General features: G+C 48.2%; 19 protein-coding genes. 4 read left to right on the top strand and 15 right to left on the bottom strand.

Features of this window, described 5'->3' with window-relative positions:
• Positions 1-132: 132 nt before the first annotated feature.
• A complete protein-coding gene (gene citZ, locus SB752_RS06370; protein ID WP_410714851.1) occupies positions 133-1,245 on the bottom strand; it encodes a citrate synthase in 1,113 nt (370 codons plus the stop codon).
• A 391-nt stretch (positions 1,246-1,636) separates the two neighbouring features.
• On the opposite strand from citZ, the gene ytvI reads away from it, so the two are divergent.
• Positions 1,637-2,770: a sporulation integral membrane protein YtvI gene (gene ytvI / locus SB752_RS06365; protein ID WP_410714850.1), complete on the top strand. Its 1,134-nt coding sequence runs from the start codon at positions 1,637-1,639 to the stop codon at positions 2,768-2,770.
• 60 nt (positions 2,771-2,830) lie between these two features.
• Here ytvI and SB752_RS06360 read toward each other — a convergent pair whose 3' ends face one another.
• From SB752_RS06360 to SB752_RS06310, 11 genes are all read right to left on the bottom strand, one after another.
• Positions 2,831-3,226 carry an FxsA family protein gene (locus SB752_RS06360; RefSeq protein WP_410714849.1) on the bottom strand — a complete coding sequence of 132 codons (396 nt, stop codon included), beginning with the start codon at positions 3,224-3,226 and terminating at the stop codon, positions 2,831-2,833.
• Position 3,227: 1 nt separating this feature from the next.
• On the bottom strand, positions 3,228-3,659 hold the full coding sequence (locus tag SB752_RS06355; protein ID WP_410714848.1) for an acyl-CoA thioesterase: 432 nt from the start codon (positions 3,657-3,659) through the stop codon (positions 3,228-3,230).
• A gap of 131 nt (positions 3,660-3,790) precedes the next feature.
• Positions 3,791-6,052 (bottom strand): ribonucleoside-triphosphate reductase, adenosylcobalamin-dependent, encoded by a 2,262-nt coding sequence (gene nrdJ / locus SB752_RS06350; RefSeq protein WP_410714847.1) that lies wholly within the window; start codon positions 6,050-6,052, stop codon positions 3,791-3,793.
• A 511-nt stretch (positions 6,053-6,563) separates the two neighbouring features.
• Complete coding sequence (pyk, locus tag SB752_RS06345) at positions 6,564-8,318, bottom strand: pyruvate kinase (protein WP_410714846.1); 1,755 nt, start codon at positions 8,316-8,318, stop codon at positions 6,564-6,566.
• 73 nt (positions 8,319-8,391) lie between these two features.
• Entirely contained in the window at positions 8,392-9,351 is a 960-nt protein-coding gene (gene pfkA / locus SB752_RS06340; RefSeq protein WP_410714845.1) for a 6-phosphofructokinase, read from the bottom strand.
• A gap of 221 nt (positions 9,352-9,572) precedes the next feature.
• Complete coding sequence (locus SB752_RS06335; protein ID WP_410714844.1) at positions 9,573-10,529, bottom strand: acetyl-CoA carboxylase carboxyltransferase subunit alpha; 957 nt, start codon at positions 10,527-10,529, stop codon at positions 9,573-9,575.
• On the bottom strand, positions 10,496-11,440 hold the full coding sequence (gene accD, locus SB752_RS06330; protein ID WP_410714843.1) for an acetyl-CoA carboxylase, carboxyltransferase subunit beta: 945 nt from the start codon (positions 11,438-11,440) through the stop codon (positions 10,496-10,498). Before accD ends, SB752_RS06335 begins: the two co-directional genes overlap by 34 nt.
• A 20-nt stretch (positions 11,441-11,460) precedes the next feature.
• The gene (locus tag SB752_RS06325; protein WP_049737348.1) at positions 11,461-11,643 is read right to left on the bottom strand and encodes a hypothetical protein; all 183 of its coding nucleotides are present in this window, start codon (positions 11,641-11,643) and stop codon (positions 11,461-11,463) included.
• A gap of 81 nt (positions 11,644-11,724) precedes the next feature.
• Entirely contained in the window at positions 11,725-12,396 is a 672-nt protein-coding gene (locus SB752_RS06320; RefSeq protein WP_410714842.1) for a FadR/GntR family transcriptional regulator, read from the bottom strand.
• A 97-nt stretch (positions 12,397-12,493) separates the two neighbouring features.
• The gene (gene ystJ, locus SB752_RS06315; RefSeq protein WP_410714841.1) at positions 12,494-13,738 is read right to left on the bottom strand and encodes an NADP-dependent malic enzyme; all 1,245 of its coding nucleotides are present in this window, start codon (positions 13,736-13,738) and stop codon (positions 12,494-12,496) included.
• 180 nt (positions 13,739-13,918) lie between these two features.
• Complete coding sequence (locus SB752_RS06310; protein WP_410715132.1) at positions 13,919-17,347, bottom strand: DNA polymerase III subunit alpha; 3,429 nt, start codon at positions 17,345-17,347, stop codon at positions 13,919-13,921.
• A gap of 177 nt (positions 17,348-17,524) precedes the next feature.
• Between SB752_RS06310 and SB752_RS06305 the strand changes: the two genes are divergently transcribed.
• From SB752_RS06305 to SB752_RS06295, 3 genes are all read left to right on the top strand, one after another.
• Positions 17,525-17,842 (top strand): YtpI family protein, encoded by a 318-nt coding sequence (locus tag SB752_RS06305; protein ID WP_410714840.1) that lies wholly within the window; start codon positions 17,525-17,527, stop codon positions 17,840-17,842.
• A gap of 342 nt (positions 17,843-18,184) precedes the next feature.
• Positions 18,185-18,448: a CD3324 family protein gene (locus tag SB752_RS06300; RefSeq protein ID WP_410714839.1), complete on the top strand. Its 264-nt coding sequence runs from the start codon at positions 18,185-18,187 to the stop codon at positions 18,446-18,448.
• Positions 18,449-18,923: 475 nt separating this feature from the next.
• Positions 18,924-19,568, top strand: coding sequence for a FusB/FusC family EF-G-binding protein (locus tag SB752_RS06295; protein ID WP_410714838.1), 645 nt, complete (start codon positions 18,924-18,926; stop codon positions 19,566-19,568).
• A 66-nt stretch (positions 19,569-19,634) separates the two neighbouring features.
• On the opposite strand, the gene SB752_RS06290 is transcribed toward SB752_RS06295, so the two are convergent.
• The 3 genes from SB752_RS06290 to SB752_RS06280 all read right to left on the bottom strand — a co-directional run bounded on the left by SB752_RS06290 (position 19,635) and on the right by SB752_RS06280 (position 23,129).
• The gene (locus SB752_RS06290) at positions 19,635-20,816 is read right to left on the bottom strand and encodes a YgeY family selenium metabolism-linked hydrolase (RefSeq protein WP_410714837.1); all 1,182 of its coding nucleotides are present in this window, start codon (positions 20,814-20,816) and stop codon (positions 19,635-19,637) included.
• An 18-nt stretch (positions 20,817-20,834) separates the two neighbouring features.
• Complete coding sequence (gene dpaL, locus SB752_RS06285; protein ID WP_410714836.1) at positions 20,835-22,067, bottom strand: diaminopropionate ammonia-lyase; 1,233 nt, start codon at positions 22,065-22,067, stop codon at positions 20,835-20,837.
• Positions 22,068-22,514: 447 nt separating this feature from the next.
• Positions 22,515-23,129 (bottom strand): DUF2087 domain-containing protein, encoded by a 615-nt coding sequence (locus SB752_RS06280; protein WP_410714835.1) that lies wholly within the window; start codon positions 23,127-23,129, stop codon positions 22,515-22,517.
• Positions 23,130-23,300 lie beyond the last annotated feature (171 nt).

The raw sequence follows: 23,300 nt of genomic DNA, 5'->3' as shown, positions 1-23,300 counted from the left end.
AAGTTAATAGTTGATTTGGAATATTTCCAGACGTAGGAGAACTACCACTGCTCGTGGTAGTTCTCAAGCTTGCGCTTAAGGAGTGAACAGCCAGGCTGAACACCTGCCCTCCACGCTCGAAAATAGCGAGTTTTAGCGGCGGTCGATTGGCACGTAGTGCTGACCTACCGGACCAGTGTAATCCGCACGAGGACGGATCAGGCGGTTATTTTCATACTGTTCCATGATGTGAGCCGTCCAACCGGACATACGGCTGATAGCAAAGATCGGTGTGAACAGATCCGTTTCCAGACCCAGAGAAATGTAAACAGATGCGGAGTAGAAATCTACGTTTGGTTTCAGACCTTTTTCGCCAGTTACCATATCATCGATTTTTACAGACATCTCGTACAGCTCAGGACGACCTACTTGTGCGGTCAACGCTTTGGACATTTGTTTCAACCATTTTGCACGTGGATCGCCATCTTTGTAGACGCGGTGTCCGAAGCCCATGATTTTGTCCTTGTTGTCCAGCTTGCTTCTTACATACGACTCTACATTGTCCAAGCTGCCGATTTCAGTCAGCATTTTCGCTACTGCTTCATTCGCACCACCATGCAGAGGTCCTTTGAGCGTGCCGATTGCAGAAACAACGCCGGAATAAATATCGGTCAGAGTCGCAACGGTTACGCGAGCAGCAAACGTAGATGCATTGAACTCATGGTCAGCATGCAGGATCAAAGCAACGTCAAACGCTTTAACAGCCGTTTCCGTTGGCTCTTCGCCTGTCAGCATGTAGAGGAAGTTTTGTGCGATCGTGAAATCTGCACGTGGAGCAACTGGGTCCAAACCTTTGCGCATACGAGCATATGCCGCGATCAGGGTAGGAGTTTGTGCCATCAAGCGGATTGATTTCCGGTAGTTGGCTTCAGGTGTCATTTCTTGCGCTTCTGTGTCGTAGAGCGCTAGCGAAGAGACAGCTGTGCGCAACGCTGCCATTGGATGCACGCCTTGTGGGTAGTTGCGGAGGGCATCCAGCACCTCTTTTGCCACTACAGCCTGTTCACCCAATTGTTTTTTCAAAGCGTCCAGCTGATCACGCTTCGGTAACGCTCCATGCCAGAGTAAGTATACAACCTCTTCAAAAGTTGCATGTTCTGCGAGTTCATCGACGTTGATCCCGCCATAGCAGAGAACACCATCGACGATAGAACAGATAGATGATTGAGCTGCAACCACGCCTTCTAGTCCACGAGTAGCTGTCATAGAACTCCCTCTCCTTTTCCACTCAAGTAGTAGTGCTTATCCCGTCTGTGCTTGTCATGGTGTCGGATAAGCTCCCTAATCTAAAGCTATATGAAATTAATAAGCAGCGGTTTCTTTCATCCACCACTCTTGTCAGGGAATGTATCCACGCAAATCCACGCATAATCATTCAACCGATCATGCAAAGGGGAGAGGCGAGAGAAAAGAATCCACTTCAAGTCGACCCAATTATAAAAGATTATTGCCATTTTGTGAATAAGATTGGCGAAAAAATGTTTCAAAGGGTGAAACCCGGTTTTGTTTTTTCGTTAGCTTGCTCTGCCTATCCAGCATATTGCATAATAGTACCAACAGCTTTTGTCCGCTTGCTTGCGGCAGAAAGGAGACACTTTTGAATCAGGAAAACTGGGTGGAGCGCCTGTTTCAAATTATCCGTTTATTATGGGTTTGCTTGGTAATTTATGTAGGAATATGGATTTTCCAGTTCGCAACACCATTACTGTACCCATTTCTAATTGCTTTAGTCATTGCGCTCATCATCAACAGACCGGTTACATTCATTACCAAAAAGTTTAAAATCCCCAGGTGGTTGTCCGTTACGATCGCCCTTTTGCTCCTGATGCTTTTGGCAGTCGGGGTAGTCACACTCGTCGTTACGGAAACGGTCGTAGAGATTGGCGAGCTGGCAAAACGTCTTCCCGGCTTTGCGTCAGAGCTGTCCGAATACTTGCAGCGAACCATTTCCCAAGAATTTTTAATGGGTATCTACAATCAGATTCAATGGATGTACACGCAGCTTGATCCCGATTTCAAGCTAAAGGTCGACAATACAATCGGAAGCGGCATTACAACAATCACCCATGCTGGTCAGGATTTGGTTGTCAAATTTCTTAATGGATTGAAAAATCTGCTAGTCTCCTTGCCGAACATGGCGACGGTCTCAGTGATTTCTTTGATGGGAGCTTTCTTTATTTCCAAAGACTTCTACCTGTGGGAGTCGCGTTTCCGCAGATTGCTGCCAAACGGCGTGAACAATCGTCTGGATCAAATCTTCCGGGATCTGCGCGGCGCTCTGGTCGGGTTCATCAAAGCCCAGCTGACACTGATCTCCCTGACCGCTGCCATCGTCATCATCGGCCTGTTGATCATGCGTGTCGAGTATGCAATTACCATCGGGCTACTCACTGGTCTGGTTGATTTGCTCCCTTATCTGGGCACCGGTACTGTGTTTATTCCGTGGATTGTGTATCTCTTTTTCAAAGGAAACTACAGCATGGTCATCGGCTTGTCTATTCTATATGCGGTCGTATTAATTTTCCGCCAGATCATCGAGCCAAAGGTCGTCGCCGAAAGTGTCGGTCTCGATCCACTCTTGACGCTGGTCGCGCTGTTCGTCGGACTGCAATTGTTCGGTTTCCTTGGCCTGATCATCGGTCCGGTTTCTCTCGTCTTGATCAATGCTTTAGTAAAAGCCAATGTATTCACCGATGTGTGGAAATACGTACGAGGGAAGCCACTACAATAAAAAGCAAAAAGAACCGCTCTGCGGACCATATGTTACGGTCTTGCAAAGCGGTTCTATTCTTTACCTGCGGAAAAAAAGCTGTATACGCCCAGATGAAATGAGAGACCACAGCCAGCGTTTTAACAAATGGCGCAAAATCATGCGCGTATACGGGATCAAAAAAATCAAGCCGATCACATCAGAGAAGAAGCCTGGGAGCAGCAGCAAAATACCACCAATCAAAACCAAAACCCCATCAATCAAGGTCTCGGTAGGCATCTGACCGCGAGCCAGCTGAAACTGGACCATTCGAAAGACCTGTACCCCTTGCTGCTTCGCCATCCATGCCCCGAACAGCCCCGTCAAAATGACCAGGAAGACCGTATTCCAGCCGCCAATCATTGACCCGACTGTAATTAACCCCCACAGCTCTAGCCCAAAAACGACAACAAAAAGGACAACGAGGATACGCAGCATCCTATTCCTCCCCTTTATGCATGGTAGCAAGCCAATCAAACACGTCAGGCTCGGATCTGGACAGCCTGATTGGCTTTAAATCACTGTTGGTGAACGCATGCATCGTCTCTCCTGACACCAACAGCTCCTGATCTGCCACCCGGATAATCTCGTAGCAAAACGTCAGACGAACGGGAGTAATGAGACCCACCCATGTCCGAATATCTACCTCATCGTCGTATCTGGCCGGTTTTTTGTAAGTAATTCGGGCATCCATTACAGGAAGCAGAATTCCTTTTTCCTCCAGTTCCCGATACGTAAGGCCAGCATGGCGAATAAACTCTGTCCGTCCGACTTCAAACCAATTTAAGTAATTCGCATGATAGACTACACCCATCTGGTCAGTCTCCTGATAACGAGCCCGCACTCGATGAGAGAATATGATTGGACGCAAGCGCGATTCTCCCCTTTCTTTCTACGTTTATTGTACCATAGACGAGCGATGCTTTTGAAAGAGCAAAAAACGGAGTAGAACTGTCAGCAGTCCCCTCCGTTTTTACTATTTCCTATTATGCTGCCACTGGGTTAACGAATCGGGCAAGCTCCGCCTTCGCAAGATTCAGCTGTTGACAAGTCGGCTTCCCCACCTGTTTCGAATTGCTGCAAAATAGCCGGATCAAATGGCTTCATGGTTTGTTTCAAAGCCTCGTATTGCTCCTTGGTGCATTCCTCATACGGTGCAAGCTGGTAGTTTCCTCCATCCAGCTGCAAGAAAGATACCCCGACGAAATTATCCCAGTTATCGTAAACGATTTCTTCTACTTCTTTCCATTCCTCTTTGCGAACGGTAATCGTGTTGGAGGAATTATGCTCCGTATACTCCTTTTGGAAGCGGAAGTACGTATCAAATTGGCGTTTTGCACTTACTTCGTTTTTCGTTTCCTCTGCGCCTGAAGCTACAGGGAAATCAATCACCAGTGTTCGTGCATTCGCCATACGCTCTTCGTAGGTGTCACCCGGTGTGCCTACCTCTGGGTTGACTGTCCAGCCAAGATCTTGTACCGCTTTCGCAAGCGGATCTTCTGCGTTGATACGGATACGGCGGATATAGTATGGGGAATGAGACCAGTGCAATCCGCTAGACACTCCGCCAGCTACCTGTGACAGCGTACCTTCTGGCTTCACAGTGGTAACGAGTAGCGGTGAATTGACACGCAGCTCGTATGCGTAACGGTTTGCCTCATCGCGCGCTGCATTGCCCAATTGACGAAGCAGCTCCAGCTCTTGCTCTTCCGTATAGCCAAGGGATGCCAGTGCATCTTTTACCCCTGTCAGTGAGGTTCCAAGCAATCTGTCACGCTGTTGAACCGTATCCCAGTGTGGCAGCTCCAATGTAACCAACGTCATCCGCAGACCCGCCCGAGCCGATTTGCGTTGCGCTTCCAACAGACCCTCGAGATCCAAATATTTCGAGCCATCTGCATTCGTTTTGACGAACTCTACCAGGTTTACAGTAGTGAGGTTGCAGACACCGTACGAATCAAGCAAAATCTCCGCACAAGGATTCAGGCCTTCTGCATTTGGACGACGGCGATTTGCTTCTTCCAGATTAATAAAGCCAGGCTCACCCTCAAGCTGCATCAATGTAAAGACGAGATTGAGGAACTCTTTGGATGGCTGTTTTGTAAAGGCAATCGAGTTGTTGGACATACGGCGATGGTCGAGACCGAAACGACCGTCTCCAACGTTTTGAATGCTGTCAAACCACACTGGCTTATGCTCGCCTAAAAGCTCTCCTACGCGGCGGTGATGAGCCAGCTGATCCTCTGTCCAGAACCCGTTGATTCCGTATTTAGCCATCATGCACTCGTAATCATCATGGTCAAACAGGAAGATTTCAGCAGTACGGCGAACGCCACCAACTACTACGTTTGCGCCGATCAGGTTGCCGATGTCGAGGATATGTACCGGACGAATTTTGCCGTATCCTTTCGCATCGCTTTCAATAGGAGCCAAATGCTGATCAATTTCGTTTTTCAATACTTTATCAATACCTTCAAACATTTCACGGAGCGGCTCATGACCACTCGCGGTTCCACCAAAACGCTTCAGACGCTCGCCTTTTGGCCTGACACTGTTATAGGAAATTTTTACGGTATGAATATGCTCGTAAGCTGTATCAGTCAAGATTTGCAGATAGAGGCGAAGCGACTCTACCCAGCCTTCCTTGCTGTCACCAACGTAGATTTTGGCAAAGCCATTCTCCAGCACGTTCAGCTCAGAACGCTCCAGACGCTGATGCTTTGGCAGCGGCTTGTATTCAGAAGACAAGAGAGACACGTTCGTGCGGATTGGACCCAGCCCTGCCGCCATTTCTTTCGTGCACTTGAAGCCAACCCCTGTACCAACAAGCAAGAGGTAAAACAAATCTCCCAAATCATCCCACGATTTGATGTTCAAAAAGGAGCAATTGAAATTCGCCAGCGGGTACAAATCTGCTACGCCATTTTCTGCGCCACCAACCCACAAGGTGCGTCCAGACAAAAATTGGCGGAGATTAAACATGTTGTCAAACAATCCCTCTGCCTCTTTTTCCATCAAGCTCAAATCTGCATAGAGTCCAATCTTGTTCAAATGTTGATAAGCCAGCTTAATATTGTAATCCACCGAGCGGCGGCATGTTTCTTTCCACGTCTCCCGTCTTCCTTTTTCCGGAATAAAACGAGAATAGGTACGGTAATAAACGAACTGTCCCAACGGACTCATATGCGCTGGAAAATCAGCGTATTGATCTAGAAATTCATCCCGCAGAAATTGTGTGCGGATAACGGTAGCAGTGGCCAGCATATCGGTTCCTCCTTCAAATCTTTCCTCTCTAGTTAACTATCTTTATCTAAAAAACTCAATAGTTTTACCTATATGTTGTGCGAAATAATTTTCGACAACACTATATGTAGTGTCCTTCACAAAAAAACACTTGACACATAATCCCGAACATTATGTACCTACTCCTACACCCAAAGTCTTACTCTATTCGGGGTTATGAGCTATTGCCTCTGGCATGATTCGTCTTTTCTACCGATACTTTCCTCGCAGGAAATGTCGAACGTTCAGGTACTAATCTGTCCAGAAATCGCTTATGAAATTTCGCCCATACACGAATGAAGACGATATTCGTTTGAGAACGTACCGACCGATTTTAACAGATTCCCGCGTGCATTGCATCACCTAAAAGGCACCGGTTCCTGGGAATGATTGGGAGGGGCAACCGAGTGAAATCTCCTTCAAACCCACGCCAAAAAGGGTGACACTTGGTCACCCTGCCCTTAGGCTTTTTAGCTAAATTGAATCTTTGTACCTAGAGAATTCTGGCATGTCCAGAATAAATATGTCCCCGTTCAGAATCGACCGTTACGATTTGACCGTCTTTTAACAGCTCGGTCGCAAACGGTACTCCTACTATGACAGGAACACCCACATTCAGTCCGACGATCGCTGCATGAGAGGTAAGTCCCGCCTCTTCGCAGATGACAGCTCCAGCCTTTTTGAAAGCCTCAATCATGTCAGAGTCGGTTCCAATCGTAACCAGGATGCAGCCTTCTTCCACTTTTGCCAAAGCTTCGTCCGCTGAACGAGCCGAAACGACCTTACCTGTTACGACCTTTCTACCGATCCCTTGACCTTTGGCTACCACATCGCCAATGACATGGATCTTCATCAAATTAGTCGTACCTACCTCACGCACTGGTACTCCTGCAGTGATGACAACCAAATCTCCGTGACGGACAAACCCTGCGTCCAGCGCTTCCTGAACAGACATCTCCAGCATTTCATCCGTTGTATTAGCCAAAACGCCAAGAACCGGATACACACCGTTGACCAAGGCCAGCCTGCGAATGACATCCGCATGAGGGGTAACTGCGACGATTGGTGCCTTTGGACGGAATTTGGAAACCATGCGTGCGGTATGTCCACTTTCCGTAGCAGTAATAATCGCGGCCGCATCCAGATCGAGAGCGGCGTTGGAAACAGCCTGACTGATTGCATCCGTTATCGTAATTTGCTTGAGCTGTGCCTGAGCGTACAAAATTTCGCGATAGTTCAGCTCTTGTTCGGCACGTACGGCAATACGGTGCATCGTTTCTACCGATTCTACTGGATACTTGCCCGCAGCCGTTTCACCAGAGAGCATGATTGCATCGGTGCCGTCAAAAATCGCGTTTGCCACGTCGCTTGCTTCTGCACGAGTCGGTCTTGGGTTACGCTGCATGGAATCGAGCATTTGTGTCGCTGTAATCACAGGCTTTGCCAGCTCGTTACATTTTTTAATCAGCTTCTTCTGGACGAGCGGTACTTCCTCCGCGGGAATTTCCACGCCCAAGTCTCCACGCGCTACCATGATTCCATCTGTCACTACCAGGATTTCATCTACGTTTTCGACGCCTTCCTGGTTTTCGATTTTCGCGATAATATCAATTCGAACATTGTGGCGTTCGAGGATTTGGCGAATCTCCAAAATGTCACTCGCTTTTCTCACAAAAGAAGCCGCAATAAAATCAACGTTTTGCGCAATACCGAACTCGATATCCTGTGCGTCTTTCTCGGTAATCCCTGGCAAATTGATTTTTACACCAGGAACGTTGACCCCTTTTTTGCTTTTCAGCGTACCACCGTTTTTGATCAGGCAATCGATGTCATTTCCACGAACTTCTTCGACCGTCAGACCGATCAAACCATCATCAATCAAAATGGTATCGCCTGCTTTGACATCGTGAGGCAGTTCATCATACGTAATGGAGACTCGCTCTGCTGTCCCGGCGATTTCTTCTGTCGTGAGTGTAATCGTATTGCCCTCAACCAGCTCCACAGCATCAACAGCCAATGTTCCTGTACGAATCTCAGGTCCTTTTGTATCCAGAAGAATCGCAACTGGTTTCCCTGCTTCTTCTGATGCTCTGCGGATATTTACGATACGTGCAGCATGCTCTTCATGAGAACCGTGTGAAAAGTTCAGTCTGGCTACATCCATCCCTGCATGAATCAGCTTTTTGAGCGTATCAACTGATTCACTTGCCGGACCAATGGTACATACGATTTTTGCTTTCCTTAACATAGGGTAATGCCTCCTCTGAACTCTTAGAAACCCTCGAAATGAGGGCTTCGTGTTGAAATATCAATGCGATTGGCTATATTGAAAGTGTGCGAGCCAGCTGATAGATGGACAAATCAAGCTGATGCTTCTGTGCTAGTGCTTCCTTGAAATCTACGTCTACGATGACGTTGTTCTTGATGCCTACCATGCGATCCTTTTTGCCTTCGAGCAGAAGATCTACCGCAGCAGCACCCATACGGCTGGCCAGCATCCGATCCATTGCGGTAGGAGAGCCGCCCCGCTGGATATGACCAAGCACAGTCACTCTCGTCTCCCAGCCTGTTGCTTTTGTGATGGCTTCTGCATAGGAAGACGCACTGCCGCATCCTTCTGCAACAATAATGATAGAATGCTTTTTCCCGCGTCGTTGTCCAGCGTGCAGACGCTCTAAAATATCGTTCATATCCTGCGATTCTTCCGGGATAATAATGGATTCCGCCCCGGCTGCCAAACCTGCCCAAAGCGCCAGATCCCCAGCATCTCGTCCCATTACCTCAATAATGTATGTACGCTCATGCGAGGTGGCGGTATCGCGGATTTTATCGATCGCATCAACGATCGTGTTTAATGCGGTATCAAAGCCAATCGTAAAATCGGTGCATGGGATATCATTGTCGATCGTTCCTGGCACCCCAACTGTCGGGAAGCCTTTTTCTGTCAGCTTCTGTGCGCCTCGGAACGAGCCGTCTCCACCAATCACGATCAAGCCCTCGATCCCAAATGCGCGCAGCTGCTCGACTGCTTTTTGTTGCCCGGCCTCAGTCTTGAATTCCTGACTGCGGGCTGAATAGAGAATGGTTCCACCCCGTTGAATAATATCCCCTACGGAACCCAGCGACATTTCCTGGATATCTCCGTTCATCAAACCTTCATAGCCGTGGTACACGCCATACATTTGTACCCCGTGATATGCGGCCCGACGAACTGCCGCCCGAACAGCAGCATTCATCCCTGGAGAATCCCCACCGCTGGTCAAAACTGCGAGCTTTTGCATGGAATCCACCTCTCCAATCGTATCATCTTTAGCATCTCTTGAAACGGAAACAGTATGTACTATTTTCACTATAAAACATGCTGTATCACTCCGTTTCGGATATCTGTTATACCAACTACAGATATGTGCCATACTTTTTGAAAGATCAGATAAATCCTTCATTCGACTACGATTGTAGCAGATTTTCCTTACAGAAAAAAGCCAAAAAACGCCCCCTGATTTTACAGGGTGGCGTATTTACCGATGTTTTTAAATTTCTCGTAACGATCCTGTATCAATTCATCAGGGGTTAAAAGACCAAGCTGTTCTAGTTGCTCAGCAATCACTGTCTTGACTGCGCTCGCCTGCGCAATCAGATCGCGATGAGCCCCACCGAAAGGCTCAGGAATGACTCCATCAATAACACCAAGCTCAAACAAGTCAGGAGCCGTGATTTTCATAGACTCTGCTGCTCGCATACCGAGACTGGCATCTCTCCAAAGGATCGCTGCCGCGCTTTCTGGTGCAATGACGGAGTACCAGGAATTCTCCAGCATGAGGATTCGGTTGCCTACGCTAATCGCAAGCGCACCGCCACTGCCGCCTTCTCCAATAACAATGCAAATAATCGGCACACGAAAGGTAGCCATTTCCCGCAAGTTACGGGCAATCGCTTCACTCTGGCCACGTTCTTCCGCGGCTTTGCCTGGATAAGCACCTTTTGTATTAATAAAGCAGATGATTGGCCGACCAAATTTATCAGCCTGCTGCATAATGCGAAGAGCCTTCCGATAGCCTTCTGGGTGAGCCATACCAAAATTACGCTTAATATTGTCTTTGGTGTCTTTCCCCGTTTGGTGACCAACGACGGTAACCGGACGTCCGTCGAACTTGGCAATCCCGCCTACGATAGAGTGGTCATCACCGAACAGACGATCTCCGTGCACTTCGATAAAATCGGTAAAAAGAAGTTGTATATAGTCCAGTGTTGTTGGTCGTTCCGGATGACGCGCCAGCTGCACGCGCTGCCATGGTGTCAGGTTTCCATAAATTTGCTGCGCCAAATCTTTCGCTTTTTGCTCCAGACGTTGTACTTCATCAGAGAAATCAATGCCTTTTTCCTCTGTGAACCGACGCAATTCCTTAATTTTGTCTTGCAGCTCTACTAATGGCTTTTCAAAGGGGAGCTCTCCTGCCATGCTTCCACTCCTTCCCGTGACGTGTGCATCTCTACCAGCTTGGACAGCATTGTACGCATATCCTTACGGTGTACCACCATGTCCAGTTGCCCGTTTTTCAGCAAGAATTCGGCTGTTTGAAAGTCTTTTGGCAACTCCTGGCGGATCGTTTGCTCAATGACGCGACGTCCGGCAAAGCCAATCATAGCTCCCGGTTCTGCGATATTATAATCTCCGAGCGAAGAAAAACTAGCCGATACGCCACCATATGTAGGATTGGTCATAACCGAGATAAACAACAGTCGTTCCCGATCCAAACGAGACAATGCCGCGCTTGTTTTCGCCATTTGCATCAGACTCAGTATGCCTTCCTGCATCCGTGCTCCGCCAGATGCGGAAAACAGAATAAATGGCAAACGGCGGTCGATCGCTTGCTCAATTGCACGGGTGATTTTTTCCCCGACAACAGAGCCCATGCTGGCCATGCGAAAACGCGAGTCCATCACACCGATAACAATTCGATTTCCACCCAGGACCCCTTCTCCTGTAATAACGGCCTCGTTCAAATCGGTTTTAGCCTTGTCCTGCTCTATTTTTTCCATATATCCTGGGAAGTCGAGCGGATTCGCTGTAATTAAATTCGTGTCAAACTCCTCAGTCAGTACGCCCTCATCCAAAAGAGATTGCAAGCGTTCTGGAGCAGACATGGCATAATGATACTGGCAGCCTTTGCAGACACGCAGATTCTTCTCCAAATCCTTGGAGTAGTGAATCGTCCCACAATGTGGGCATTTATTCATCAATCCCTCAGGGACTTCCTTTTCTTTTGTTCCCGCTTCCTTCGCCATATCTGCGGAAGCAGGGACGCGTGCCAATGTCTCTGAAGGGACGGTAGCAAACTTACGCTTTTTCCCAAAAAGATCTTTAAGCACAGGTACACCTACCTTTCTCATCAGTGAAGGATCGATCCAAGTATATCTCGGACTTCGTTTAGTTCACCCTCAGGCACGAGAATCTCGTATTGCTTCGAGACCTTTGCCTCACGAACCTTTACCAAAAATCCTTCATCTGTCAAACGTTGCTGTATCCGTTCTGCGATTCTAGCACTAGGAGCGATGTAGATGACAGTCCACATGCAGAAGCTTCCCCCATTCATCGTCCAATACAGGTCTGCATCATCATATCACAGCGCCTGCGCCCCTCGCAAATAGGGAAATCAGAGCTTGCTATTCTCCAGATGGTGCCTCATTCTTTCAACAGCCACGTTGACATTTCCTTCTCGAATTGCCTCCATGATTTGACGATGCTCCATCACTGCCGTGCGTGCTCTGCCTTCTCGAGACAACGATTCAATCCTTACACTGTTGCTGTACTCAACCAATGGTGTCCAAATGCGATGCAGGATCGAATTGCGGCTGGAGCGACAGATGACACGATGAAACAGGTAGTCTTCCTCTGTTGGCACCTCGCCACGCTCTACCCGTTCCTCAGCAATTGCCAAAATGCGTTCCATTTCCTCAAAATGCTTGTCAGTCGCCCGTCTACAGGCAAGCCGAACCGCATCCAGCTCCAGCATCCGGCGCATCTCGATCAAGTCCTTCTTCGTTTTAGCATCTCGCAAAATGAAAAAGCCGAGTATATCAATCAAGCGATTGTGCCTGTAATGCTTGAGAAATGTGCCTTCCCCGCGTCGGGTTTCGATCAGTCCGAGTAGTTCTAACGCCCGGAGTGCTTCGCGTACGGAGGAACGACCTGCCCCCAGCTTCTCCGACAATTCTCGCTCGGAGGGAAGCTTGTCACCTGGCCGCAAGTTTTGCTCCTGAATAATCTCGTGAATTTGCAGGAGAATGCCTTCGTATACCTTTCGATCTTGGGTAGAGTCGAGCACTGTGATCCTCCTCATTACTACCTAGTGTGAAGTGAAGCACCCCCCGAGGACGACCACTGCTTTTTTCGCCTTCGGAGGGTACGACTACACGCTCATCCTACACTTGTTGATAGGAAATGGCAGCCAATCTGTTTGTTTTAGCCTTTACTTCTTCTGGATCGATCGTGATGCGAGCTACTCCGGAATCCATTGCTGCTTTGGCAACAGCAGCAGCTACATTCGGTGCTACACGCGCGTCGAATGGCGCAGGGATTACTTTCTCAGTGGAAAGCTCTTCTGGAGTAATCAGATCAGCGATCGCGTAGACAGCTGCAAGCTTCATCGCTTCGTTGATTTCGGTTGCACGTGTATCAAGCGCTCCACGGAAAATTCCAGGGAAAGCCAGTACATTGTTTACTTGGTTCGGGAAGTCGGAACGACCTGTACCCACTACGGCTGCCCCAGCAGCTTTTGCTTCCTCAGGCATAATTTCCGGTGTAGGGTTTGCCATTGCAAAAATGATAGCATCGCGGTTCATGGTGCGAACCATCTCTTGTGTAACAGCACCAGCAACGGATACGCCGATGAATACATCTGCACCCTTCATCGCATCAGCCAGATCACCTTGCAGCTTGCTGCGGTTTGTGATCTTTGCCATTTCTTCCTTCACTGGATTCATACCGAATTCGCGGCCTTCATACACAATACCTTTTGTATCGCACATGATCACTTCTTTTACACCCATAGAAATCAAAAGCTTCATGATCGCGATTCCGGCAGCACCTGCACCGTTTGCTACCACACGAATGTCTTCCAGCTTTTTGTCAACCACGCGCAATGCGTTGATGAGGCCAGCTGCTGTTACGATCGCAGTACCATGCTGGTCATCGTGGAAAATAGGAATATTCGTTTCGCGCTTCAGGCGCTCTTCTACTTCAAAGCACGCTGGAGCAGCGATATCTTCCAGGTTTACGCCACCAAAGGTAGGCTCCAGAAGCTTCACGGTTTCCACGATTTTATCTACGTCTGTTGTATTCAAGCAGATTGGGAATGCGTCCACACCTGCAAAGGATTTAAACAGAACTGCTTTTCCTTCCATAACCGGCATAGCTGCTTCCGGACCGATGTTGCCAAGACCAAGCACAGCCGTTCCATCGCTGACTACAGCTACCAGGTTACCTTTCATCGTATAATCGTAAACTTTAGACTTGTCGTCAAAAATCTCTTTGCACGGCTCTGCAACCCCAGGAGAATATGCAAGACTTAAATCGTAAGCATTGCGAACTGGTACCTTGGTCACTGCCTCCAGTTTCCCCTGATGTTTGCTATGAAGCGCGAGGGCTTCCTCTCTCAGATTGGACATCATAACCACTCCATTTCACGTTTATCTGTTCTATGATTGCTTGAGAGCCCATGTATTCTTAAAGAAAAACATTGAACCCACCTAAGTGGTCTGACCACTTTTTAAGTTATGAGTTCAATATATAGCAAAACCCATTCTCCTGTAAACCTGCCGAAAACGGCGAAAAAGGGAGGACATTCCTCATCCTCCCCAATTTATGGGCAATTCTTTCAAAATTACGCTGTCATGTCCCACAATATCTCGCGCTAGCTCCAAAAATGACTCGTCCACCTCAACCGAACTGTCCTTTGGCAGGCGAATTGTCTGTCTTTTTCCCTCGTAATACAGGATTACGGGAATCATACCTTTTTTTTCGACAAATAAACGTTTGAGCTGTTGCAGAGTCGAATCCTGCTCCTGCGCCGGACTAATTTTGACAAAAAGAACGTTCTCGACAGTTGGCTGCGGCAGTGCTTCAGCATCCCAAAAGCGCGAGGACAACAGCTTCACGGTATCATCCTGATGATCGATACGCGCTTCGGCAACCACCATTCTCTCCCGTCCCAAAACTTGCGCGTACTTGGCATACACCTGCGGAAAGACGACAATCTCGACTTGGGCTGTTTTGTCCTCGATGGTGATGAAAGCCATCGGGTCGCCTTTTTTTGTTTGGATTCTGCGCTCTTCTGTCACCATTCCGAATACTTTTACCGTTTTGTCTCGCGAAAGCTCTCCCAAGGCAGAGATGGCAGTTACCTCCGGACGATTCGCCACGTGAGCAAATTGATCAAGTGGATGACCTGAAATATACACACCGAGAAGTTCACGCTCTTCTTTCAGCTGTTGGGGTTGAGAGAGAGGCGGCACTTCTGGATATTCTGCCGGAACGCGTACGGGGGCTGCCCCCTCTTGTCCTGCGAACAGATCTAGCTGATTTGCATTTCGCTCGATTCGTTTGCTGTTTGCTTTTCCAACAGCTTCGTCCAAAAGCAGGAGCAGCTGGCTGCGGTGGCCTGGCAGACTGTCCAAGGCGCCACAAAGCGTCAGCGATTCGACGACACGTCTATTTACCAGACGCGCATCAACCCTCGCACAAAAATCAAACACATCGCGGTACGGACTTTCCTCTCGCTCAGTCACGATGGATTCAATCGCCCCGTAGCCTACGTTTTTGACAGCAGCAAGTCCAAAGCGGATGGCATTTTGTTCTACTGTAAACATGGCTTCACTTTTGTTAACATCTGGCCCCAGCACCGAAAGACTCAGCCTGCGCGCTTCCTCTGTGTATTCGGCAATCCGCGTCTGGCTGCCGATTGACAGTGACAATAGGGCTGCCATAAATGCCAGTGGATGATTTGCCTTTAAAAACGCCATCTGATAGGCGATAACCGCATACGCGACCGAATGAGCTTTGTTGAAGCCGTAATCAGCAAAGCGCACGATGAGATCGTATACCTGGTTGCCCAGCTCTTCCCCGTGACCTTGGCGGACGCAGCCTGCTACGAACTTCTCCCGTTGCTCAGCCAACAGCTCTCGTTTCTTTTTCCCCACCGCACGCCGCAAAATATCTGCTTCCCCCAGGCTAAATCCCGCGAGCGTAGAAGAAATCTGCATGATTTGCTCCTGATAAATCATAAAGCCATGCGTGTCTTTGAGAATCGGCTCCAGAATCGGGTGTGCGAATTTCACCTCGCTCTGGCCGTGCTTTGCTGCGATGTATTGCGGAATAATTTCCATCGGTCCCGGGCGGTACAAGGCCACTACTGCGATAATATCGTCCAGCGTCGTCGGCTTTAAATCACGCAGTACGTGACGCATCCCGGATGATTCCAGCTGAAACACACCCGTGGTCTCTCCGCGAGTAAGCATCTGAAAAGTACGCGCATCATCAATCGGTATGTTTTCCAGGTCCAAATCCATTCCCTGCTCACTCAGATGGCGCAACGTCTCCTGAATAATCGTCAGGTTGCGCAGCCCGAGGAAGTCCATTTTCAGAAGACCGACCTCTTCCAAAATCTCCATCGGGTACTGGGTGAGGGAGAGTCCTTCATTTCCCATCTGCAAAGGAACGTATTGCGTTAGCGGTTCACGTGAGATGACCACGCCAGCTGCATGGGTAGATGCGTGTCTCGGCAGCCCCTCCACCCCTTTGGCAGTTTCGATCAGCTTGGCTGCCTGCTTGTTTTCCACACAAAGCTTGCCAATATCGGGATTTTGCTGCATCGCCCGATCAATCGTCATCCCCGGAGACTGTGGAATCATTTTGGCGACACGGTCGATCAGACCCAGAGAGAGTCCAAGCGCACGTCCTACATCGCGCACCGCTGCCCGCGCTGCCATCGTTCCGAAGGTGATAATTTGCGCTACACGGTCATGCCCGTACTTACGTGCCACATACTGGATCACTTCATCACGGCGCTCCACGGAAAAATCAATATCGATGTCGGGCATGGTGACCCGTTCAGGATTGAGAAACCGCTCAAAAAGCAAATGATAGCGCATTGGATCAACATTTGTAATCCGAAGTACGTAGGCTACCAGACTGCCTGCCGCCGAGCCTCTGCCCGGACCTGTCGGAATACTGTTCTCATGTGCGTATCGCATGAAATCCCACACAATCAAAAAGTAATCCGTAAAGCCGGTTCCTGTAATGATGGACAGCTCGTGATCGAGCCTTTTTTGCACTTGTGGGGTAATCTCTCCATACCGCTCGATGCAGCCTTTTTCACAAAGCTCGCGCAAAAACGTCGTCGAATCCTGTCCAGCAGCCAAGGGGAATTCCGGCAAAATGTGAGCCCCCAGCGACAACTCCAGCTGACACCGCTCTGCGATTACCAGTGTGTTTGTGAGTGCTTCCGGAGTGTAGGCAAACAGTTCTGCCATCTCCTCTGTCGTTTTCAAGTAATATTGATCAGTTTCATAGCGAAATCGATTTTCTTCATCAACTGTTTTGCCTTCCCCAATCGCAAGTAAAATATCTTGTAGCTGATGCTCTTCTTTATATAAGTAATGAACATTGTTGGTAACAACAAGCGGGATGCCTGTTTCTTGGCCGAGCTTTGCCAGACGCGTATTCAGCCTGCGCTCGATCTCCAGACCGTGGTCCTGCAGCTCCAAATAAAAGCTGTCAGGTCCAAATACCGATTGGTACCATAATGCCTTCTCTCTAGCTTCCTCTGCTTCACCCGCAAGCAAGTGCCTTGCTACTTCCCCTTCTCGGCAAGCACTAAGAGCGATCAGCCCATCCGTGTGACGGGCGAGCACTTCTTTATTCAGACGCGGGATGATGTAGTTTCCATCTGTATTGGCGATCGTTGCCAGCTTCAACAAATTTTTGTAGCCTTGCTCGTTTTCGGCCAGCACGACCAGATGGCTAGGGGCGGGTGCATTGCGAACGCGATCCTGCAGGTTGCCTTCGATCAGGTATAGCTCCATTCCGATAATCGGCTTGATCCCTTTTTCCAGGCAAGCTTTATAAAACGGCACTGCGCCATACAAATTGACATGATCGGTAATCGCCAGCGCTGGCATTCCCAGCTCAGCCGCTCTCTCCACTAGCGCGTTAATTCGAGCCGCTCCATCTAACAAGCTATATTCTGTATGAACATGCAAATGAACAAAGGAGGTCATCATGTTCTTCCTCTCTGTTATCGCTTACGAATCGTTATTTTCGCTCTCTCCTTTCTATTATAGCGGAAAGTACAACAAGTATGGGAAAATAAGAACGAATGTTCCTTGGATCATTTGACCATTCTCCCCCTCATTTGGTAGGATAATACGAGATTGCTAGAGAGGATGAATCCGTATATGTGGTCAGCTATTTATATGACCGGCGTTCTCGCTTCACTGGTTGCCAGCGTCTATTTCAGCATGCATGCCCGCAGACGAGGTATCCATCCGTTGGAATCCCGTATGACTCTTGGGAAAATGAACGTCGCTTTGGGTATCTTGGTTAGCTTGTTTGCTCTCAATCAATTCACATTCGAGACGTTGGATACGATCCGCATCGTTGTCGCCCTGATCATGCTGGTTGTAGGCGTCATCAATCTATTTTTGGGAACCCGCAATTATTTTCGTTACCGCACAGCTTGGCAGGCAGAGCTGAAAAAAGAAAAGCTGACCTAAATGTAAGGGAATGAAGATAAATAAAATGGCGTTCGAACAGATCTTTGTTCTGACACGCCATTTTTTTCTTTTCTGTTTTTCGAAGCTGCAAGATGCAATCAGGCTTCATATCCTTTATAATACGAAGCATACACGAGTTTGAGGGGGTGTATCGATTGGTAACGATTTCTGGTTTGCCAGATACTGCAGCGTCTCATGCAAAGCCTAGGATTTAGAGAGGCGATACTTTGCATGAGTTGGAGATTGACTTAACAATCGCCTATATGAGCATATCTCATTTCTATTTCTAGTAGGCTTTGCACCTTATTTCTTTTTTTACTCAAGAATAAGGAGCTGGCAGAAGTGAAATATGTAAAAGCAACCGCTATTTTGCCTGAAACACTGATTGCTGAGATTCAAAAATATGTGCAAGGCGAAGCCATTTATATACCCAAGCCAGAGGCAACGTATCAAAAATGGGGTACACGATCTGGAGGAAGAAAGCTACTTGATGACAGAAACCGCAAAATCAAGCGTTTATTTCAAAATGGCAGCACCATCGCCCAATTGGCTGAGGACTACTTCCTCTCCGTTGAAACGATTAAAAAAATCGTTTACACCAAATAATGTTGGCACACGAAAGCAGCACAGATGATCTGAAAACACAGATTGTCGGTGCTGCTTTTTGTATTGACGTAGTTTTTTCTATGCTTTTAAATGTCCCAATCCCTAAAAACCTTCGGCGGACTCCAACAGCTGGCCGAGGAAAAAGGAGAAAAAAGCGAGAGCTCTTTGGGACTTCCCCCAGGCGCAATGGAAAAAGCGAAACACGCCTTTAAGCGTCCACCTCTGATCAGCCCCACCGAACCCGCTACTTTGGACGCGGGTTTCGTTTTTGGAGTGGAGCCGGCCAGGGATGCCCCCGCACGCTAAGTCCCAAGAAGCTGGAGCGTTTTCTCCTTTTTCCTCCCTCCACCACAGCCCTCCGCCGGAGGTCTTTCCCCCACCGAGTATGCCGAGTTTGTTTCCTACTCATCCTCTACATTTCCTTCCCATCCGGACTCAACTACAATAAGGGTAGGAAAAAACAGAGGTGATCATCATGGAACCGTTTATCAAAAGTCACGAATACAACTTCATCAAAGCGCAAGTACAAGCCGTGATCAACGGACATGCCAATAGCAGCGATCGCTTTGTACTCCATGCATTAAAAGATATGGCAAAAGAAAAAGTGTTTCAGCTGTTTCCGGAGATGACCGAGGAACAAAAGCAGCTTCTCGGCCCCATCCATCACATCGAAGACCGGACTCAGTCGAAAAAACTGCTTGCAGAGCTATCTCCATACGTCATCCCGTTTCGAGTTGTAACCGAGCAAGCGTTGAAAAAGCTGTTTCCAAAGGTGAAGAAGCTAAAAGCTCCCAAGGCTGACGAGATCGATTGGAAGGAGCTTTCTTACCTGGGATGGTTTGATGAAGGCTCTTCCAGAAAGTACATTGTCACCCATTTGGACAACAAGCTCATCGGCGTACACGGGACTTTTACCAGCATGAATCAGAAGGGCGTTTGCGCAATATGCAACGACTTTGCCGACCTGGGAATGTTTGTGGCGGAAATCAAAGCCTCCGGTGACGGAGCTTATCTAAAAAAAGGCAACTATATATGCGAGGACAGCCAGCAGTGCAATCGCAATATTACAGACCTAGACAAACTGCATGATTTTGTCCGCACTATGCAGATCCAAAGATAAACAAAAACGGCGTACGAACACAATTTTTGTTCGACTACGCCGTTTTTGCCGTTTTACACCTCGTTTTTATACCTGACGAATAAGTCTCGTGTAAAATTTGCAGGCTTCTACAATTTGGTTTACTTCGCAGCTTTCATTGGTCATATGCGCGAGCTTGTAATCTCCTGGTCCAAAGCCGATTGTCGGGATACCCATACTGACAGGGGTCACTGCATTTGTTCCGAAATCCCAAAAATCGTACTCCTGCGCTTCACTGCCAAAGGTCTGGGCATACGCTTCATTGCACGCACGAGTAAGTTCATGCTCCTCATCGATTTTCCAAGGCAGGTGGAACGGCTCGTAGGTGATGTCGACGCCTGTCCAGCTCTTGCGGCGAAGCGTTCCAATTTCCCAGGTGGCTTCTTTTCCTTGGATGATCCGGTCCATTTCATTTTGGATCGTCTCCTCCGTTTCGCCCAGTACCATTCTCCGATCCAGGTACACTTCACATTCTGATGGAACAGCATTCAGCGAAGCACTGACACTCGAAATTCTCGACATCACAAGCGTTCCTTTTGGCCCTTCTTTTTTCATCAGCTCTGCATTCGTCTGCTCTACTCGCTGGATGATTTCAGCCATTTCATAGATGGCATTTTTACCTTTCTCCGGTGCAGAGCCATGGGCAGAGACTCCTTTTGTCTTGATTACGATTTGCGCCTTGCCTTTATGTCCCAATGTTATTTTGTTATTGGACGGCTCGCAAATCACCATGTAGTCTGGTCTGAAGTCGCGCTCTTGGAACAAATGCTTCAGGTTTTCCCCATCGCAATATTCCTCATCCACCGTGCACGATACATAGATCGTTTTCCCCTCACTATAGCCGGTTTGTTTTGCGAGAACACCCGCATAGATGGAGGCAGCGATCGCCGACTTCATGTCTACAGAGCCTCTGCCATAAAGTCTTCCATTTACAATCTCCCCGCTAAATGGCGGAACCTCCCACGCGTCCGGATCATTGACCTCTACCGTATCCATATGAGAATCAAACATTATCACCTTTTCACCGTTGCCGATTCTCCCGACGACATTGCCAATCGTGTCAATAAACACTTCATCATAACCGAGCTCAAGCATTTTTCTCTCAATCGCAGCTGCGATTTCCTTTTCCTGATCCGAGTAGCTCTGGATTCTGATCAGCTCCTGGGCAAAGGAAACCAGATCCTTTTCTGTCTCTTGCATCATCGCTTCCAAGCTTTTTAGCTGTTCCATCGTTTCTCTCTCCTTTTTCTATTTGTAAGCAGGATATTGTCCTTCCCATACGATCTTTTGATATTGCTGCGGGTCTGTGTCTCCCTCCGTGCTAATCACCAGTATCCGAGAGCTGGTATCCAGGGAAAGCTCACGGCAAAGCTGCGGATCATCCGACAGCTTGCGCAAATAGTAGAGCAGGCCAAGAGTTACTGCTCCCGATTCTCCTGAAATGACGCGAGGATCACTCTTCAGCGGATTGCCATATACTCTCATCCCGAGTGCAGAGATCGCATCGGGGCACGAAAATGCACCCGTGGCGTATTGGCGAAGCAAGCGAAAAGCTCTCGTGTTTGGTTCCCCGCACGCAAGTCCCGCCATGATCGTCTTCATCTCGCCACCTACTACTTCTCGTCCGCCGTCCTCAGTAGTAAATGACCGATAGTAGCAGTCTGCCTGATCCGGCTCTACAACCAGGATGACGGGAGGATTGTCCCGATACACATGGACCAGATATCCTGCAATTGCGGCTGCGAATGAGCCGACTCCCGCCTGGAGGAAAACATGGGTTGGAGGCTTAGCATCGTCCTCCAGCAATTGCTCCTCGATTTCTTTAGCCATGGACGCATATCCTTGCATTATCCATAACGGAATGTCGTCATAGCCTTCCCACGCTGTATCCTGTACCATGACCCAACCGTTTTTTTCCGCAAGGGCAGCACACATTCTGACGGTTTCATCGTAATTGACCTCGGTAATGTCTGCTTGAGCACCCTCGCTTCGAATCGCCGTCAGCCGCTGTATAGACGAGCCTTTGGGCATATAAATGACGGACCGCTGCCCAAGCTCTCTGGCTGCCCAGGCAATCCCGCGTCCGTGATTCCCATCTGTCGCTGAAATAAACGTGATTTCTCCTAGTCTCTCTTTTACACGAGGGGCTTGTAATGCTTCGAAAGACAAGTCCTCCACCTTCTCGCCCAGCTGCTGAGCCACGTACTTTCCGACAGCATAGATGCCCCCCATCACCTTAAAGGCATTCAGGCCAAACCGGTATGATTCATCTTTTACGCGAATGTCGGCAACCTGTAAATGCTCGGCCAAATACCCAAGCTGGTACAAGGGGGTCCTTGTATAAGCGCGGTGGGTTTGCTGAAAGGCATGGACACTTTGGATCTGGCTTTTGGCAAAGATAGATAGCTCTTCTTCGTTATACTCGATCGAATGAAACTTGTTTTTTGCCCACTTCACATCGCCTACCACTTGCGATTGCATGGCTATTCCTCCTTTGCTCGCCTTTCTTACCTCTCCAGCTTTTCATAAGCACAGACCATGCCAAAGCATTTCCTGTGGAGGAAAAATCGCCATCTACTCCTGATTCTACTTGGAGTGTGTTGGAATTTCGCTTTCTATCAGTCATTTTTATGTGATCAAAAAATAAAAAAACAGTCATTCGAGTATCAAAATGATACGAAATGACTGACGTCAGATGAAAAAATATAAGCCACATGCGGTCCAAAAGCCAAAAGTATCAAAATGATACCCAGTATCTTTTTGATACTGACAACCATACTTAGCTACCAGCTTTCGCCTCTACTACCAGCTGTTTGTTATAGCCTCCCCGAAGTCTCTGCCCTATAATGGTCTTTGTGTGACATTCTATTACCTTAGACAACCTGAGCGTAGTGCTGACGGTTGTCCTTTTTTACATAATTCCCTTTTTTATTTTGCCCACATCGCCTCAGGGTTCAGCTCGTAGATCCCATTTTCTCTGTACATATAATGATTCATGATAAATTCTCGCCTGATCGTCGCGTAATCATCATGAAATTGCTTGATGAACTCGTTGATCTCCTTTTCGGCATACTTCCGCCCTTTTTCCAGCCCACGTACCATGTATTCGAGAACAATCAGCTTTTTCTTGCGTTGTGCCGGGATTTGCTTCAGCTTGCCGTCCGGTCTAATAAAGCTGCGAATGACTTGCATCTTTTCCAGGGCCATCTGTGTCTTCCTCTCCTCCACATCCGTACCGTCGACAAGCAACTCATCATCAGCCGTCTCTTTTGCCTTTTCCATGACGTGAAGGATGGCCCCTGATTGCCGCTTCAGATTAGCTTCGTGTAAGTAAAAGTAAATGGTGTTTTTATCTCTTCGCTCATAAACGACTCCTGCTTCGCGCAGCTTAGCCATATGGTGTGTAATCGTTGGCGGTGTCACTCCCAGCTTGCCTGCCAGTGCCTGTCCGTGGAAGGGGCCATTTGCCAAAATAGCCAGGATTCGCACCCGCGTCGGATCTCCCAACGCTTTATAAAACGTAACCAGTTGATCTAATTGCAACGCGTCTTCCCCCTTCTTTTCACAAACAAACTAATTAGATGATCTTCTAACAAGATCGTAGCTGACATTGCTCTTCCTGTCAAATAAGAAAACCTGTATCGAGGCATTCCTAAGGAGGAGCGACCACGGTTTAGCGGAAAGATAATCTTGCTAAATCAGGATGTACATTCG

Source organism: Brevibacillus sp. SIMBA_040 (assembly GCF_046535075.1).
Classification (GTDB): Bacteria; Bacillota; Bacilli; order Brevibacillales; family Brevibacillaceae; genus Brevibacillus.
This window is presented reverse-complemented; position numbering and strand designations above follow the sequence as displayed.